We start from the raw sequence: 16,448 nt of genomic DNA on the forward strand, positions 1-16,448 counted from the left end.
TGGTGACGTGCGGCGACTGAGTATGTGGATGAAACGGCATCCCCTGGCGGGGGACATCATCATCGCGTTCCTGTTCGCCCTGATGGAGCTGCCGCTGTTCTTCGAGATCCCGTCGTTCGTCAACCCGGTCGCGTTCACACTGGTCGCCGTCGCCATGATCGGCGGGCTGGTGATCCGCAGGCTCAACCCGATGCTCAGCGCGTACGTCATCCTGATCGCGGGCCTCGCCCAGCTCGTGACCCACGGCCCGGGTCCCAACGCGAGCGTGCGCATGATCGACTTCGCGCTCGGCATCTCGCTCTACACGCTGGTCACCTACGTCGGCCGCAGGCAGGCGCTGCTCTACCTGCTGTGGCTCGGCATCGGGACCACGGTGTGGGCGTTCTGGCGCATCACGTTCCCGGACGCGATCCTGCCGCTGTTGGTCATCGTGGTGATCTTCGCGCTGTGCTGGGTGCTCGGCGAGTTCACCGGCGCGCGCAAGGCGTACCACGTCGAGGTCGAGGCGCGACTCGCCTTGCTGGAGACCGAACGCGACCAGCAGGCCCGTATCGCCGTCGGCGAGGAACGCGCCCGCATCGCCCGCGAGCTGCACGACGTCGTGGCGCACGCGGTCAGCGTCATCGTCGTGCAGGCCGACGGCGCTGCCTACGCGGTGCGCTCCAACCCGGAGATGGCCGAGCGGGCGGTGGCCACCATCTCCGCCACCGGCCGCGAGGCGCTGACCGAGCTGCGCCGCCTCCTCGGTGTCCTGCGCGACGACGGCGCCGACTCCGACATGGCCCCGCAGCCGGGCACCCAGTCCATCTCGGAGCTGGCTGAACGCGTCCGCGCGGTGGGCGTGCCGGTGCGGCTCGACCTGACCGGCGAACTCGACGACCTGCCGGCCGGTGTCGGCCTGGGCATCTACCGGATCGTCCAGGAGGCGCTGACCAACACGATCAAGCACGCGGGCCCCGGCGCCACGGCGTCGGTGAAGGTGGCGCGGGTCGGCGACCGGGTCGAGCTGGACATCACCGACCGCGGCACCGGCAAGGCGCTGGCCAACGTCGTCGGCGGCAACGGCCTGATCGGCATGCGCGAGCGCGCCAACGTCTTCGGCGGCTCGCTGCGCGCCGGTCCGGAGCCCGAGGGCGGCTGGCGGGTCCGCGCGATCCTGCCGGTCTCCGGCGGCTGACGCGAAAGGGCTACGTTGGGACGCGTGATCAGGGTCGTGCTCGTCGATGATCAAGAGCTGATGCGTGTCGGTTTCCGCATGGTGCTCGGCGCCCAGGAGGACATGGAGGTCGTCGGCGAGGCGGGAGACGGCAAGGCCGCCATCGAACTCGCCGAGAAGCTGCGGCCCGACGTGGTGCTCATGGACGTGCGCATGCCGGTGATGGACGGCGTCGAGGCGACCAGGGTGATCACCGAGGCGGGCACGTCGAAGGTGCTGGTCATGACCACTTTCGACCTCGATGAGTACGCGCTGTCGGCCCTACGCTGCGGCGCCAGCGGCTTCCTGCTCAAGGACACCCCGCCTTCGCATCTGGTCTCGGCCCTGCGGTCGGTGGCCAGCGGCGACGCGGTGGTGTCCCCGAGCGTGACGCGGCGGCTGCTGGACCGCTTCCTCGGCCCTGGTGGCGGGGAGCCGCGGGACGCGACGGTGCTGGAGGCGTTGACGGAGCGCGAGCGGGAGGTGCTCGTGCTGATCGCCCACGGCCTGTCGAACACCGAGATCGCGCGGAAGCTGTTCCTTTCGGAGGCCACCGTGAAGACCCACGTCGGGCGGGTGCTGGCGAAGCTGGAACTGCGCGACCGCGTCCAGGCCGTCGTCCTCGCCTACGAGACCGGCCTGGTCCGCCCCGGCGACGCCTAGCGATACGGCGCGGGGTCGACGTTCGCCGGGTTGAGGCCGCGCTGGTGGACGTCGGCGAACCAGCGGCCCCAGTCGGGCTTGCTGCCGTCGACGTCGGTGAAGCCGTATTCGCGCATGAGGGTCCAGCTGGCCAGGGTCTTCCCGGCATGGCGCTGGACGTTCGGGTCGGTGGCCAGGGCGACTACGCCGCGGCCGAGATAGCGCGGGGTCTCCGACAGGAGGTAATCCGGTTCGGTGGTCTGCTGCCAGGTTTCCTCGGTGACGCCGAAGTGCTCCATCATCATCTCCGAGCGCAGATAGCCAGGGGTGACAGCCATGCCCGTGCAGCCGTGGGCGGTCAGGTCGGCACCGAGCGCCCGGCCGATCGCGCGGACGCCGGACTTGACCAGGTGGTACGGGATGCCGACCGGGCCGGGGTAGTCGTCGACGTCGCCGTCGGTGACCTCGATGACCAGGCCGCCGGGCTTGGCGACCACGAGTGGCAGCAGGCGGTGCAGGGCGATCAGGTGGGTCTCAAGGCCGTTGCGGACCACGCCCAGCGCTTTGTCCAGATCGGACTCCCAGAACGGGGTGCCGAACTCGACGAACGGGTCGCCGCCCCAGATGTCGTCCACCAGCAGGTCGATCGTGCCGTGGTCGGCCTTGATCCGGTCGCGCAGGGCGTCCACATCGGACGGCTTCGAGTAGTCGCAGCGGACCGGGATGCCGCGGCCGCCCGCGGCGTCCACCAGTTCGGCGGTCTCCTCGATGGTTTCCTTGCGGCCCATCGGGGACGCGGAGTCCCGGGTCGTGCGCCCGGTGACGTACACCGTCGCCCCGGCCGCGCCCAGTTCCACCGCGATCCCTCGGCCGCACCCGCGCGTCGCGCCGGTCACCACCGCGATCTTGTCCTTCATCGTTCCCTCCAGCCATCGATTACCGCGTCCACGTCTTCGGTCAGCCGGTCGCCCAGCGCGCCGACCGGGCGGATCGACCAGTCCATCGACACGCCGTTGACCACCGCCAGCAGCACCCGGGCCGCCCGCTCGGGCAACGGCGCGCGGGGCAGGTCGGGCAGAGCGCGCTCGACCGCCGCGCACAGCTCGGCCTCCATCGCCGCGTAGTGCTCGCCCAGGAGTCCGCGCAGCACCGGGTCGACCAGGTCCATCCCGAGTTGGCCGAGGTGGTTGGCCGCCGTCTCCGCGTCGCCCAGACCCAGGTGGGTCACGACCGCCGCTGCCCGCAGACCGTCCACAGGCGACCCCTCGGCCAGCGCCGTGGCGCGCATCTCGTCGGCGACGCGGGCTGTCCAATGTGTCGTCAGCGCGCGCAGCAGGCCCGCCTTCGAGCCGAACCGCTGGGCCACCGTGCCCACCGACACCTGGGCCGCCGCGGCGACCTGGGCCAGGGTGAAGCCGGGGCCAACCCGCCCGATGACCTCACCCGCCGCGTCGAGTAACCGCTGGTCAGTGATGGTTCTCGGCCGGGCCACGCCATTAGTGAACCACAGTTCATTAACTCTGTCACCCCGACCGGCGGTCCGAAGAGGATCAGGGTGGGGTCAGGGTCGTCACCGATGAGGTCAGCCTGCGGGTTGATGGAGGCTAGTCCCGCAAGGTGACCCGGTCGGGGGACCACAGGACGACGCGGGCGCCCATGCGCGGAGCACAAGATGGTTCTCGATGGGGGAGCCGTCGCCAACCCGAGCGCAGCGGCACCGGACTTGAGGAGAGACCATGATCGAGGCAGTCGGCCTCACCAAGCGGTATGGGAAGACCCTCGCCGTGGACAACCTGTCGTTCTCGGTGCCCGCGGGCCGGGTCACCGGCTTCCTCGGCCCGAACGGCGCGGGGAAGTCCACGACGATGCGGATGATCCTGGGCCTCGACGCGCCGACCGGGGGTTCGGCGCTGATCGACGGCAAGCACTACCGCGACCTGCACAACCCGCTGCGCACCGTCGGCGCCCTGCTCGACGCCAAGTGGGTGCACCCCAACCGCTCCGCGCGGGCGCACCTGCAGTGGATGGCCAAGTCCAACAAGATCTCGCCCAAGCGCGTCGACGAGGTCCTGGAGATCGTCGGCCTGACGTCGGTGGCCAACAAGCGCGCGGGCGGCTTCTCGCTCGGCATGTCCCAGCGCCTGGGCATCGCCGCCGCGCTGCTCGGCGACCCGCAGGTGCTGCTGTTCGACGAGCCGGTCAACGGCCTCGACCCCGAGGGCATCCTCTGGATCCGCCGCTTCATGCACCGCCTCGCGGAGGAGGGCCGCACGGTCTTCGTCTCCAGCCACCTGCTTTCGGAGATGGCGCTCACCGCGCAGGAACTCGTGGTCATCGGCCGCGGCAAGCTCATCGCGCAGACCTCCACCGAGGACTTCGTCGCCCAGGCCACCGAGAACACCGTCCGCGTCCGCAGCCCCCACCTGGCCGCCCTGCGCACCGCGCTCGGCCGCACCGGGGTCGCGCTGCGCGACGAGGGCGACAGCCTGATCGTGTCCGGGATGGACAGCGCCGACATCGGCGAGCTGGCCGCGTCCAACGGGGTCGTGCTGCACGAGCTGAGCCCGCAGCGCGGCTCGCTGGAAGAGGCGTTCATCCAGCTCACCGGCGACTCCGTCGAGTACCACACCGACCTGACCGACAACGCTCTCGTCAGCGCGGGGAAGTGACGTCATGACTCTTCTCGCTGTCGAACGCATCAAGCTCTTCACCACCCGCTCGCCGTGGTGGTGCACCCTGATCGCCCTCGGCGTCACCGCGGGCATCGCCGCGCTGATCGCGGGCGAGTCCAACGCCGAGGACGCGATGACGGTCGCGGCCTCCCAGTTCGGGTACAGCTTCGGCCTCGTCGTGGTCATGGTGATGGCCGCGCTGGCCGTCACCACCGAGTACCGCTTCTCCACGATCCGCGCGACGTTCCAGGCGATCCCGAACCGCACCGCGGCCCTGCTGGCCAAGACCGCGGTCGTGGCGCTGCTCGCGGGCCTCATCGGCGAGCTGGCCGCGTTCAGCTCCTGGGGTGTGTCGGCGCTCATCAGCACCAGCGAGATGGGGATCAACACCGCCTTCGAGTGGCGTGCGGTCGCGGGCGTCGGTCTGGTCTACGCCATCGCCGCGGTGGTCTCGGTCGCCGTCGGCATCATGATCCGCCACTCGGCGGGCGCCATCTCGGTGCTGCTGATCTACACCCAGCTCATCGAGAGCCTGATCCTGCTGATCCCGCGCGTCGGCGACGACATCCACAAGTGGATGCCGTTCAACATGGCCAACCACTTCCTCACCGGCAACCCCGACTCGGGTGGCGTCATCTCCATGGGCCCGCCGCCGGACGTGACCCTCAGCCCGTGGGCCGCGCTGGCCTACTTCGCCGGGTTCGCCGCGGTTCTGCTGGTCGGGTCGCTGGTGGTCGCGAACCGGAGGGACGCCTGATGACGCTGCTCGCCGTCGAGCGCATCAAGCTGTTCAGCACCCGCTCGTCCTGGTGGAGCATCGCCGGGGCACTGGGCCTGACCATCGGCTTCACCGCGCTCACCGTGGCCACCAAGCCCGCGGACTTCCCGCTGACGATGACCCAGACGCAGTTCGGCCGGATGTTCGGCCTCATGGTGATCATGGTGATGGCCGCGCTGGCCATCACCACCGAGTACCGGTTCTCCACGATCCGCACGACGTTCCAGGCCGTGCCCAAGCGCAGCGCGCCGCTGCTGGCCAAGACCGCGGTCGTGGCCGGGCTGGCGACGCTGGTCGGCCTGGTCACCTCGTTCGGCTCGTGGGGCATCGCCCGACTGCTGGCACCCGGCGCCGACCTGGCGATCGACTCGGCGGCCGACTGGCGGCTGATCGCGGGCACCGGCCTGATCTACGGGCTGGCCGCGGTCATCGCGGTCTCGGTCGGCATCCTGATCCGGCAGTCGGCGGGCGCCATCTCGGTGCTGCTGATCTGGCCGCTGCTGGTGGAGTCGCTGGTCCAGCTGATCCCCAGGATCGGCGAGAAGATCGCGTGGCGGATGCCGTTCACCAACGCCTCGGAGTTCCTCGCGGGGCCGACGCCTGGTGCCGCGTTCAGCCCGTGGGTCGGCCTGGCGTACTTCGCGGCGGTGGCCGCGGCGCTGCTGACGACCGCGCTGGTGGTCGCGTCGAAGCGCGACGCGTAGAGCTGGTCGCCGTCGTCGGGGGACGGCGGGGACCGTAGGGAAGCGGGCTCGGTTCACCTTTCGGGGGGTGGACCGGGCCCGTTCCGCGTTCGCGCAGGTCGTAGGGCCGTTGGGCCCTTGTGGACGATCAGCCGGTTGCTTACAACAAGCACTCGGATTAAGACCACGTTAAGAGGCTGTGATGTTGGGCACATCGTGCGGACGGGGGGTACCCGTACGGGGTCTGATCATGGTTCACAGTCCCGTCTCGGAGCCCATGGAGGTGGACCTTGACGGTGGTTGACGCCGGTACGCCGCGCCGCAGCGGTCTGCACGTCGAGCCCATGATCAGCCTGGAGTGGTCGGAGGCGCTGGAGCAGCCGTTCGGGGCCCAGCCCGGGTTGCCGTCCGAGGCCCGGCTGTCCTGGGTCCACCGCGCGCCCGAGGTCCAGGTGATCGCGCTCTACCGGGCCGCGCGCCAAGCCGATCCGTCGGTGCCCGCGCCGTGGTGGCTGCGCGCGGTCACGGCCGGGGCGCTCGCCAGCAGACTGGAGGGCTTCCTCATCGAGGACCGGGTCGCCAAGCTGCTCGACGCGCGGCCGGGCTGGGTGTTCGTGCCGTGGGGCGAGGAGGGCGAACCGGGCTACTGGGAGTACATGCCCTCCGAGCGCAGGCTGAGCAGCCCTGGCATGCCGACCACCCTGGCCCACACCGACCGGCACTCCGGCTGGATCGACGTCGTGCCGGTCCACGCCGGTCCGACGCCGCCGCCGATCGCCGTCGAGGGACTGGCCGACCTGCGCGCCAACCTCGCCCGGCTGGAGTCGCTGACCCCCTGACCTGGCAGGCTGGTCGGCGTGACACCGACAGAACAGCAGCCGCGCAAGCGCGCCGTGGTGAGCTTCGTCCACCGCGGCGGGCGGATGACGGTGGGCCAGGCGAAGGCGTGGGAGCGCCGCTGGGACGAGCTCGGCAAGCAAGTCCCGGAGCTGCCGCCCGGCCCGGTCGACCTCGACACCTGGTTCGGCCGGTCCGCGCCGGTGCTGCTGGAGATCGGCTCCGGCATGGGCGAGACCACCTCGCAGCTGGCCAAGGCCGCGCCCGAGCTGAACTACCTCGCCGTCGAGGTCTACCAGCCCGGTCTCGCCCAGCTGATGCTGCGCGCCGAGGCGCTGGAGCTGACGAACCTGCGGCTGCTGCGCGGCGACGCGGTCGTGCTCCTCAAGGAGCACATCCCGGCGGGGTCGCTGGCGGGGGTGCGGATCTTCTTCCCCGATCCGTGGCCGAAGAAGAAGCACCACAAGCGCCGCCTGGTCCAGCCCGACTTCATCGCGCTGGTCGCCTCCCGGCTCGCGCCCGGCGCGACGATCCACCTGGCCACCGACTGGGAGAACTACGCCGAGCAGATGCTCGAGGTGCTCTCCGGCGAGCCGACGCTGCGCAACCGCTACGACGGCTGGGCGCCGCGGCCGGACTGGCGGCCGGTGACGAAGTTCGAGTCGCGGGCGCGCGAAGAAGGACGCATCAGCCGGGATCTCATCTTCGAACGAGTGAATGATTGACCGACGGTGACTGCCGGATGGGGTAGACCACTCGTCCGAGTAGTCGAGTCACGGTCCTGAAGTACCGATATCAGTGATGTGACCGCACTGCGCGATGACGTCCTGCCCCTGCACTCGCTCGACAGCGTTGCCGATCTCGAACAAGAAGCCGCCCAGTTCCTGCGGCTGTTCCACGCCGCCCGCCCCAAGGCCGGAGCCGTGCACCAGCGCATGGCGAAGGTGCGCGCGGAGATCGCGGCCACCGGCACCTACCGGCACACCCAGGCCGAGCTCGCGTTCGGCGCCCGGATGGCGCTGCGCGACAGCGGCTGGTGCCCCAGCTCCGTGCCGTGGCGCGGCCTGCTCGTGCGCGACCTGCGCACGGTGCGCGACGCGGCCACGGTCGCCGACGAGTGCGGCAAGCACCTGCGCACCGCGGGCCTGGGCGGCGCGGTGCGGCCGACCGTCACCGTCTTCGCCCCCGACACGCCGTGGCGGCGCGGCCCGCGCATCCGCAACGATCAGCTCGTGCGCTACGCGGGCTATCACGGCGTCCCCGGCGGTGTCATCGGCGACCGCCGCTACACCGACTTCACCACCGTCGTCGGCAAGCTCGGCTGGCGCCCGCCGCTGACCCGCGGCGCGTTCGACCGGCTGCCGCTGGTCATCGAGACCGACGACGAGGGCATCACGCTGCACACCCTGCCCGCCGAGGTGGTCCGCGAGGTACGGCTGGTCCACCCCGCGCTGCCGTGGTTCGCCGACCTGGGCCTGCGCTGGCACGCGGTGCCGGTGATCAGCAACCAGCGGCTGCGCATCGGCGGCATCGACTACCCGGCGGCGCCGTACAACGGGGTGTACCTGTGCCGCGCGATCGGCGAGGACGTCATCGCCGACGAGTCGGCCTACGGGCTGGCCAGGGTCATCGCGGCTCGGCTCGGCCTGGACACGTCGAACGAGCGCACGCTGTGGCGCGACCGGGTGGCCGTCGAGTGCAACCGCGCGGTCCTGCACTCGTTCGACGCGGCCGGGGTCACGGTCGAGCACTCGGCGGAGGCATACGAGCCGCCGACCGCGTCCCAGGGCAGACCGGGCTTCCTGCGCCAGCGTTAAAGTTTCCAACCATGAGCTTGCGTCTGCGTGCCCCGATCGTCCTGCCCTGCGATGCCGAGTGCTCGGTGCTGCGCGACGCGGTGGTCGACATCGGTGCCGACGGCCGGATCCTCCACTGTGGACCGGCGGCCGACGCGCCCGCGTTCGACGGCCCGGTGCGCGAGCTGACCGGCGTCCTGCTGCCCGGCCTGATCAACACCCACGCCCACAGCCCGATGACGGTCCTGCGCGGCATGGGCGACAACCTGCCGCTGATCCGCTGGCTCACCGAGGTCATCTGGCCCGCCGAGGGCAAGCTGACCGGCGAGGACGTGTACGCGGGCATGGTGCTCGGCTCGGTGGAGATGCTGCGGGCGGGCGTCACCACCAGCGCCGAGATGTACTTCTTCGGTGAGGACGTCGCCCGCGCGGTCATCGACACCGGAGCGCGCGGCGTGATCGCCTCCGCCGTCCTCGACGGGCTCGGCATGGACTGGCGGCGGATGCTCGCCGACATCGACGCCTGGATCGACGCCGACGGCCTGCGCTTCGGCCCCGGCGAGCGCGTCGAGCTGAGCTACGGGCCGCACTCGGCCTACACGCTGCCGCCCGAGGCGCTGACCAAGGTCGCCGAGGCGGCCAGGCAGCGCGACGCGCTCATCCAGATCCACGTGGCCGAGTCACTGCCCGAGGACCAGGCGCAGCGCGCCGAGCACGGGTCGGTCCCAGCGCTGCTGGCCAAGTCGGCGTTCTTCGGCGGCCGCGTCCTCACCGCGCACTCGGTCCACCTGTCCGACGCCGACATCGCGCTCTACGCCACCCACCAGGTCGGCGTAGCGCACTGCCCGGGGTCCAACACCAAGCTGGCCTCCGGCATCGCGCGGCTGACCGACCTGCGCAAGGCGCGGGTTCCGGTCGGCCTGGGCACCGACGGCCCGGCCAGCAACGACGACCTCGACCTGTGGGAGGACATGCGCCTGGCCGCCCAGCTGGCTCGTGTGTCCACTATGGACTCCACGGCGCTCGGCGCGGCGGACGCGCTGCTGCTGGCCACCCGCGGCGGCGCCGACGCGCTGCACCGCGACGACATCGGCGTGCTCGAAGCGGGGCGCTGGGCCGACGTCGTGCACATGGGCGTCGACGACCCGGCGTTCGCCGCTGGACTGGACGTCCCCGACTCGCACCTGATCGCGAACCTGGTGTGGGCGGCGGGATCCCGGACGGTGACCGACGTGTGGGTGGCGGGCGAGCAGGTCGTCGCCGACCGCGAGCCCACGCGCGTCGACCGGGCCGAGGCCCAGGCGATGGCCGGGAAGGTGACTACGCGCCTGCTCGCCTAGAGCGCTGCCAGAGCCGGAAGAAGCCGAACAGCAGCGACGCACCGCCGAGGCCGAGCAGCACGCCGGGCGCGACGCCGATCGCCCTGTCCCACTGGTAGACCGAGGGCAGGATCAGCTCCGCCCGGCGCTCGCACGTCACCGTCGCCGAGCCCGAGAACCACGCCGTGAAGGTGGTTTCGCGCATGCGGTGGCGCCCGTGGCCTTCGGAGACGGGGAGTTCGCGTTCCTCCCCGGAGTCCGGCCGGACCGTGCAGGAGAAGGTGCCGTCGTCGGTCTCCAGGCCGAAGTAGTCGCCGGAGTCAGCCGCGAACCGGGTGGTCGGGTCGATCACCACCTCACCGGCCTCGGCGAGCTTGGCCGTCAACAGGATCGGCGACACGACCAGCGCCGACACCGCGGCTAGCGCGCTGAACACGATCCACAGCACGAACCAGCGCAGGACCTTCGGACGCTTCCTGGTTTCCCCCATCACGCGGGGCAGGCTACCGAACGGGGCGGGACCGGACGATCACATCGGTGAGATGCGCGTCGGGCGTGGCCAGCACGGCCGACGCGACCGCCGCGGCCACCGAGTCCGGCGCCAGGTAGCGCTCCGGCTCGTACTCGCCGCCCTCGTCGGCGCGGACGGTGCGCTGCATGTCGGTGTCGGTACGGCCGGGGTAGACCGACGTGACGCGAAGGCCGTTGGTCTCCTCCTCGGCGCGCAGCACGTCGGCGTAGGCGCGCAGGGCGAACTTGCTCGCCGCGTAAGGACCCCAGCCGGGGTTGGCGTTGCGGCCCGCGCCGGAGTTGATCAGCACGACCTGGCCGCGCGCGGCACGCAGCGCGGGCAGCAGCAGCCGGGTCAGCTCGGCGACGGCCACCACGTTCAGCTCGTACATCGACCGCCACAGCTCGGCCGGGGCCTCGGTCAGCGGACCGACCCGCGCCACGCCCGCCGAGTGCACGAGCACGTCGAGGCTGGTCAGGTCCTTGGTGGCGGCGGCGAGCGCGCCCGCGTCGGTGAGGTCGACCGGCCACGCGGTCGCGCCGTCGAGCCCGGCGGCGACCTTGGCGAGCGCGTCGGCGTCGCGGCCGCCGAGCAGCAGCCGGTGGGTCGGGGCCAGCGCGCGGGCGATGGCCGCCCCGATGCCGCGCGACGCGCCGGTGATCAACGCGAGTGGACGCTCAGTCATGTCCCGAAAGTAGTGCACCCGCCGCCCTGGGGGGCGACGGGTGCACTACGAGATCACTTACTCACTCGCCGATCTTGGAGCCCGGCTTCCAGACGACCGCGACCGCGGGGCGCGGCTGCGAGGTGCCGCCGTCGGGCCAGTGGGCCTTCGGGGTGTCGGCGCTGGCGCCGTCGAGCTCACCCGGGTGCTGCACCGAGACGAGGACGAACTTGTCCTCCACCACCGGGCCACAGGTCTCCGCGCCGACCGACACGGTGAGGAACTGCTTGAGGTGGCCGCGCTCCGGGCCGTCGACGGCGGTGGCGAACAGGCCGTCGTTGGAGCCCAGCTGGTTGCCATCGGTGGAGATCCACAGGTTGCCGTGCTTGTCGAACGCCAGGTTGTCCGGGCACGAGATCGGGCTGACCTGGGTCTTGTCGTAGCCGCCGAAGTAGGTGTCGGCGCTGGCCGGGTCACCGCAGACGAGCAGCAGGCGCCACGAGAAGGTGAGCGCGGTGTTGTCGCCGCCCGCCTCTTCCCACTCCAGCACGTGGCCGTGCTTGTTGCCGTTGCGCGGGTTGATCTCGGTCGGGCCTTCCTTGCCCGGCTTGCCGCGGTCGGTGTTGTTGGTGAGCGCGGCGTACACGCGGCCCGACTTCAGGCTCGGCTCGACGTCCTCGGGGCGGTCCATCTTCGTGGCGCCCACCTTGTCGGCGGCGAGACGGGTGAAGACGAGGACCTCTTCGGCGGTGAAGCCGTCGACGAACGACTCGTCACCGGACACCAGCTTGATCCACTGACCGGTGCCGTCGAACTCGCCGTCGGCCGGGAGGGTGCCGCCGGTGAAGTCGGGGCTGTCGCCGGTGAACTTGGCGACGTAGAGCGTGCCCTCGGAGAGCAGCTTCTTGTTGTGCTCGCGGGCCCAGCGGCTGCGGCCGTGGCGGATGCGGTCGGCCGAGACGAACTTGTAGATGTAGTCGAAGCGCTCGTCGTCACCCATGTAGGCGACCACGTGGCCGTTGTCGGCGACGATGACGTTGGCGCCCTCGTGCTTGAAGCGGCCCAGCGCGGTGTGCTTCACCGGCGCCGACTTCGGGTCGTGCGGGTCGACCTCGACGATCCAGCCGAAGCGGTTGACCTCGTTGGGCTCCTTGGCCACGTCGAAGCGCTCGTCGAAGCGCTCCCACTTGCGGCCGGAGGCCCCACCCGACAGGCCGTAGCGCGACAGGCGGGCCTTGGCCACCGGGTCGGTGACGGAACCGGCGTTGCCGAAGTACTGGTTGAAGTTCTCCTCGCCGGTGAGGATCGTGCCCCACGGGGTGACGCCACCGGCGCAGTTGTTCAGCGTGCCGAGGACCTTTGTGCCGGTCGGGTCGGCCTTGGTCTTGAGGAGGTCGCTGCCCGCGGCCGGACCGTCGACAGCGAACTCGGAGGTGGCGGTGATGCGGCGGTTGTAGAAGCGGTCGAGCTTCGGCACCAGCTTGCCGGTGCGGCCCTCGCGCTCCACCACGACGACCGACAGGCCGTGCGCGGCCCAGCCGATCTTGACCTGCTCCTCGGTCGGGTTCGCGGCGTCGTAGCCCTTGAACAGGAACGTCTCGCTGGTGTACTCGTGGTTCGACACCATCAGGTAGCGGTCGTCGCACAGCTCGACGAGACCGCAGAAGTCGTTGTTGTAACCGAACTGCTTGGCCTGCGCGGCGGCGGTCTGGTTGTCGAAGTCGAACGCGGGCGCGCCCGGGAGCACCGGGTCGCCCCAGCGGATCACGACGGACGAGACGTAGCCCGGCGGCACGGTGAGCGCGTCGGCGGTGTTGGGCGCGACCGGCTCGAAGTTCAGACCCTTGGTCTTCTTCGGCTTCGGCCCGCGCTCCTCCTGGCCGGCGGCGGCGGAACCGGACCCGATGCCCGCGACCCCCGCACCCGCGACGGCGAGCACCGCACCGGCCTTGAGCATGCCGCGGCGGCTGACGATGTTGCGCACCACGTCACCGAAGTACGCGTTGTCCGAAGTGTTCGGCGCCTCGTGGGAACAGGCGTTGCCACAGCGGTACTCACAGGTGACTGCCTGCCTGCCGAGGGGATGGTTCGGCGGCAGCAGCGGCAGGTTGATCCGGCCGTCGGACACGGGGGCCTCCTGATGTCTGTCCATGCAGGACAGGGCAAAGCGGTCAGTGGGAACGCCGTGACGGTAGGAGGCGCAAGCGGGCCGGAGCGGACATCGAAGTGAACAGGAGGCGAACAGATCAATCATTACCGCAGGTCGCGGCCCGGACACGGCTCGCGATCAGAACTCGGTGAGATCCGCGGGGTCGAACTTCATGGCGAACGGCACCATCGATTCCAACATCTGGCCCTCGACAGCCCGCGCCCGCACCACATACTCGCCCGCGATCAACTCGAGCAGATCCACCCACGCGCCTCGACTCATGTCGACTCGCATGAGGAAGGGCACACCGGCATCGGCGCAGAGTTTCGGCTTGTCAACCATGTCCCGGCGGCGGCTGGACTTCGAGATGATCTCGACAGCCATCAGCACGTTCTCGATCGGCACCCAGGTCAGATCGCGGATCGGCTCTCGCAAGATCACCAGATCAGGCTGGATCCACCTGTCCGACCTGATGACGATGTTCAGCGTGCCGTACGCCCGATAGCCCGCGGCACGTGCGGGTCCACGAAACAGGGAGTGCAGCTCATACGCTGCGTTGACGTTGGCACTGCCCTCGTATGGGCTCATGATCAGGCGACCATCCACGCACTCGAACGACGTTCCTGGAGCCGCCTGGGGGATCGGCAGGTACACATCGGCGAGCTCGGTCGTCCACCGGCCATAAAGATCGGCCAGCGGATCGAAGTTGTCGTCGTGCGCGACCATCTCGGCTACCACCGCTCCAGTATGTCGAACGCATGAGCGAAAGCCACCATCCGGAGATCGAATTCCCCCGATGGTGGCTCCACTCTAACTGCGGTTAGCGCTCTACGTCGCCCCTGATGAAGGCCTCGACGGCGTCGAAGGCGTCGTCGTCGGCGTACTGCTCCGGCGGGGACTTCATGAAGTACGAGGAGGCCGACAGGATCGGGCCGCCGATGCCGCGGTCGAGCGCGATCTTCGCCGCGCGCACCGCGTCGATGATGACGCCCGCCGAGTTCGGGGAGTCCCAGACCTCGAGCTTGTACTCCAGGTTGAGCGGGGTGTCGCCGAAGGAGCGGCCCTCCAGGCGCACGTAGGCCCACTTGCGGTCGTCGAGCCACGGCACGTGGTCGGACGGGCCGATGTGGACATCGGCCTTCGCCATCTCGTGCGGGATCTGCGAGGTGACCGACTGGGTCTTGGAGATCTTCTTGGACTGCAGGCGCTTGCGCTCCAGCATGTTCATGAAGTCCATGTTGCCGCCGAAGTTCAGCTGGTAGGTCCGCTGCAGCTCGACGCCGCGGTCCTCGAACAGCTTCGCCATGACGCGGTGGGTGATGGTGGCGCCGACCTGGGACTTGATGTCGTCGCCGACGATCGGGACACCGGCCTCGGTGAACTTGGCCGCCCACTCCGGGTCCGACGCGATGAACACCGGCAGCGCGTTGACGAAGGCGACGCCCGCGTCGATGGCGCACTGGGCGTAGAAGCGGTCGGCGTCCTCGGAGCCAACCGGCAGGTACGACACGAGCACGTCGACCTCGGCCTCGCGCAGCGCGGCGACGACGTCGACCGGCTCCTCGTCGGACTCGGTGATGATCTCGCGGTAGAACTCGCCGAGGCCGTCCATGGTGTGGCCGCGCTGGACGGTCACCCCGGTCGGCGGCACGTCGCAGATCTTGATCGTGTTGTTCTCGCTGGCCACGATCGCCTCGGAGAGGTCGCGGCCGACCTTCTTGGCGTCGACGTCGAACGCGGCGACGAACTCGATGTCGCGCACGTGGTAGTCGCCGAACTGCACGTGCATCAGGCCTGGCACGCGGGAGGCCGGATCGGCGTCACGGTAGTAGTGCACACCTTGCACCAGCGACGCCGCACAGTTGCCGACGCCGACGATGGCCACCCGCACGCTGTGGCGGTTCTCGCCCATGCCGGTTCTCCTTCTCGTTTCCCGCCGCGTCCTCGACGCGGTTGTCCTGACAGCCGTTCCGCGGGGTTACTCGGTCCCGCGTTGCTCCTGCTGTTCGTGCGCGATCAACTCGTTGAGCCAACGCACTTCGCGCTCGCTGGATTCCAGACCGAGGCGATGAAGTTCTCTGGTGTACCTGTCGATCTGCTCACCAGCCCTGGCCATCGACGAGCGCAGCCCCTCGCGCCGCTCCTCGACCCGACGCCGCCGACCCTCCAGGATTCGCATCCTGACCTCGGCGGGCGTCCGCGAGAAGAACGCCATGTGGACGCCGAACCCCTCGTCGTCCCACGTCTGCGGGCCCGCGTCGGCCAGCAGCGCGGCGAAGCGCTCCTTGCCTTCGGCGGTGAGCTTGTAGACGCGCTTGGCGCGCCTGCCCCACGACCTGAGCTCGTCGTCCGGGGCCTCCTCGGCGATCCACCCTTCCCGCAGCAGGCGCCGCAGGGTCGGGTAGAGGGAGCCGTAGGAGAACGCCCGCAGGGTGCCCAGCAGGTCGTGCAGCCGCTTGCGCAGCTCGTACCCGTGCATCGGGGCCTCGTGGAGCAACCCGAGAATCGCGAACTCGAGCATGAGGCACCCCCTTTTCGGATACCGACCTGTCCTACTCGTCCACTATATCGCGCCGATACATCCGTCGCAGGGCTGCGCGACCCTCTGTGTTCATCGACACGTCAACGTCGCAGGTGGCGGCCGGTGGAACGATTCCGCCGGTCAGGACACCCCGACATCACAACTGTGACGCGCGGTGCATGTCCGCTGCACCGAACGGCGCATCGCCGTGGTAACGGGCCCGCGTACGCTGTTGCCGTGCGAACGCAACGGCAGGTGGTCGACTACGCGTTGCAGCGCAGGGCGCTGCTGGCGGAGGTCTACTCGGGCCGTGTCGGCACCTTCGAGGTGTGCGACGCGAACCCGTACCTGCTGCGTGCCGCCAAGTTCCACGGCCAGCCGACCGAGGTGACCTGCCCGGTCTGCCGGAAAGAACAACTGACCCATGTCCACTGGGTCTACGGCGAAGCGCTCAAACACGCGTCCGGATCGGCGCGGGCTCCCGAGGAGCTGGCCCGGATGGCGACGCTGTTCGAGGAGTTCAACGTCTACACCGTTGAAGTTTGCCGTACCTGTTCGTGGAACCACCTGGTGCAGTCATACGTCCTGGGGACAGGGGGCGTGCGCACGCCCCGGTCCCGAAGGAGGACGGCAGCGGAGTGAAACGGTTGTTACCGAGGCGGTCAAGCAGGCCGCCTCGCG

Annotated in this window: 18 protein-coding genes; 10 read left to right on the forward strand and 8 right to left on the reverse strand. The window is 70.0% G+C overall.

Translation table 11 applies throughout. The annotated features are described in order from the left end of the window. Positions 1–28: 28 nt before the first annotated feature. Together ACSHT8_RS22795 and ACSHT8_RS22800 are read left to right on the forward strand one after the other, a co-directional pair. Positions 29–1,177 carry a sensor histidine kinase gene (locus tag ACSHT8_RS22795; protein ID WP_436492939.1) on the forward strand — a complete coding sequence of 383 codons (1,149 nt, stop codon included), beginning with the start codon at positions 29–31 and terminating at the stop codon, positions 1,175–1,177. 24 nt (positions 1,178–1,201) lie between these two features. Further along, on the forward strand, positions 1,202–1,858 hold the full coding sequence (locus ACSHT8_RS22800; RefSeq protein WP_436492940.1) for a response regulator: 657 nt from the start codon (positions 1,202–1,204) through the stop codon (positions 1,856–1,858). Here the strand turns inward: ACSHT8_RS22800 and ACSHT8_RS22805 are convergent. After that, positions 1,855–2,754, reverse strand: a complete 900-nt coding sequence (locus ACSHT8_RS22805) for an SDR family oxidoreductase (protein WP_436492941.1) — start codon at positions 2,752–2,754, stop codon at positions 1,855–1,857. The two genes, ACSHT8_RS22800 and ACSHT8_RS22805, sit on opposite strands and share 4 nt — an antisense overlap. Next, on the reverse strand, positions 2,751–3,329 hold the full coding sequence (locus ACSHT8_RS22810; RefSeq protein ID WP_436492942.1) for a TetR/AcrR family transcriptional regulator: 579 nt from the start codon (positions 3,327–3,329) through the stop codon (positions 2,751–2,753). Before ACSHT8_RS22810 ends, ACSHT8_RS22805 begins: the two co-directional genes overlap by 4 nt. Before the next feature lie 244 nt (positions 3,330–3,573). Between ACSHT8_RS22810 and ACSHT8_RS22815 the strand changes: the two genes are divergently transcribed. From ACSHT8_RS22815 to ACSHT8_RS22845, 7 genes are all read left to right on the forward strand, one after another. Then, complete coding sequence (locus ACSHT8_RS22815) at positions 3,574–4,506, forward strand: ABC transporter ATP-binding protein (RefSeq protein ID WP_436492943.1); 933 nt, start codon at positions 3,574–3,576, stop codon at positions 4,504–4,506. Positions 4,507–4,510: 4 nt separating this feature from the next. Beyond that, entirely contained in the window at positions 4,511–5,266 is a 756-nt protein-coding gene (locus tag ACSHT8_RS22820) for an ABC transporter permease (RefSeq protein WP_436492944.1), read from the forward strand. Next, positions 5,266–5,991: a hypothetical protein gene (locus tag ACSHT8_RS22825; protein ID WP_436492945.1), complete on the forward strand. Its 726-nt coding sequence runs from the start codon at positions 5,266–5,268 to the stop codon at positions 5,989–5,991. The genes ACSHT8_RS22820 and ACSHT8_RS22825 overlap by 1 nt, the downstream gene beginning before the upstream one ends. A 275-nt stretch (positions 5,992–6,266) precedes the next feature. Then, the gene (locus tag ACSHT8_RS22830; RefSeq protein ID WP_436502146.1) at positions 6,267–6,809 is read left to right on the forward strand and encodes a hypothetical protein; all 543 of its coding nucleotides are present in this window, start codon (positions 6,267–6,269) and stop codon (positions 6,807–6,809) included. 84 nt (positions 6,810–6,893) lie between these two features. Next, complete coding sequence (gene trmB, locus ACSHT8_RS22835) at positions 6,894–7,532, forward strand: tRNA (guanosine(46)-N7)-methyltransferase TrmB (protein ID WP_436502147.1); 639 nt, start codon at positions 6,894–6,896, stop codon at positions 7,530–7,532. Positions 7,533–7,610: 78 nt separating this feature from the next. Next, positions 7,611–8,624 carry a nitric oxide synthase oxygenase gene (locus tag ACSHT8_RS22840; protein ID WP_436492946.1) on the forward strand — a complete coding sequence of 338 codons (1,014 nt, stop codon included), beginning with the start codon at positions 7,611–7,613 and terminating at the stop codon, positions 8,622–8,624. Between the two features lie 11 nt (positions 8,625–8,635). After that, positions 8,636–9,943 (forward strand): amidohydrolase family protein, encoded by a 1,308-nt coding sequence (locus tag ACSHT8_RS22845; RefSeq protein WP_436492947.1) that lies wholly within the window; start codon positions 8,636–8,638, stop codon positions 9,941–9,943. Here the strand turns inward: ACSHT8_RS22845 and ACSHT8_RS22850 are convergent. The 6 genes from ACSHT8_RS22850 to ACSHT8_RS22875 all read right to left on the reverse strand — a co-directional run bounded on the left by ACSHT8_RS22850 (position 9,924) and on the right by ACSHT8_RS22875 (position 15,767). Then, positions 9,924–10,415, reverse strand: coding sequence for a hypothetical protein (locus ACSHT8_RS22850; RefSeq protein ID WP_436492948.1), 492 nt, complete (start codon positions 10,413–10,415; stop codon positions 9,924–9,926). The genes ACSHT8_RS22845 and ACSHT8_RS22850 overlap by 20 nt on opposite strands. Positions 10,416–10,425: 10 nt before the next feature. Next, positions 10,426–11,118 carry an SDR family oxidoreductase gene (locus ACSHT8_RS22855; protein WP_436492949.1) on the reverse strand — a complete coding sequence of 231 codons (693 nt, stop codon included), beginning with the start codon at positions 11,116–11,118 and terminating at the stop codon, positions 10,426–10,428. Between the two features lie 61 nt (positions 11,119–11,179). Then, positions 11,180–13,249 (reverse strand): PhoX family protein, encoded by a 2,070-nt coding sequence (locus tag ACSHT8_RS22860; RefSeq protein WP_436492950.1) that lies wholly within the window; start codon positions 13,247–13,249, stop codon positions 11,180–11,182. 135 nt (positions 13,250–13,384) lie between these two features. Continuing rightward, positions 13,385–13,984 (reverse strand): Uma2 family endonuclease, encoded by a 600-nt coding sequence (locus ACSHT8_RS22865; RefSeq protein ID WP_436492951.1) that lies wholly within the window; start codon positions 13,982–13,984, stop codon positions 13,385–13,387. An 82-nt stretch (positions 13,985–14,066) separates the two neighbouring features. Beyond that, entirely contained in the window at positions 14,067–15,158 is a 1,092-nt protein-coding gene (locus ACSHT8_RS22870) for an inositol-3-phosphate synthase (protein WP_436492952.1), read from the reverse strand. A 66-nt stretch (positions 15,159–15,224) separates the two neighbouring features. After that, entirely contained in the window at positions 15,225–15,767 is a 543-nt protein-coding gene (locus tag ACSHT8_RS22875) for a PadR family transcriptional regulator (protein ID WP_436492953.1), read from the reverse strand. Between the two features lie 237 nt (positions 15,768–16,004). Here ACSHT8_RS22875 and ACSHT8_RS22880 point away from each other — a divergent pair, with 237 nt between their 5' ends. Continuing rightward, the gene (locus ACSHT8_RS22880) at positions 16,005–16,409 is read left to right on the forward strand and encodes a DUF5318 domain-containing protein (protein ID WP_436492954.1); all 405 of its coding nucleotides are present in this window, start codon (positions 16,005–16,007) and stop codon (positions 16,407–16,409) included. The last annotated feature ends 39 nt before the right edge of the window (positions 16,410–16,448 follow it).

Source organism: Actinokineospora sp. HUAS TT18 (assembly GCF_051364635.1).
In the GTDB taxonomy this organism is placed as follows: Bacteria; Actinomycetota; Actinomycetes; order Mycobacteriales; family Pseudonocardiaceae; genus Actinokineospora.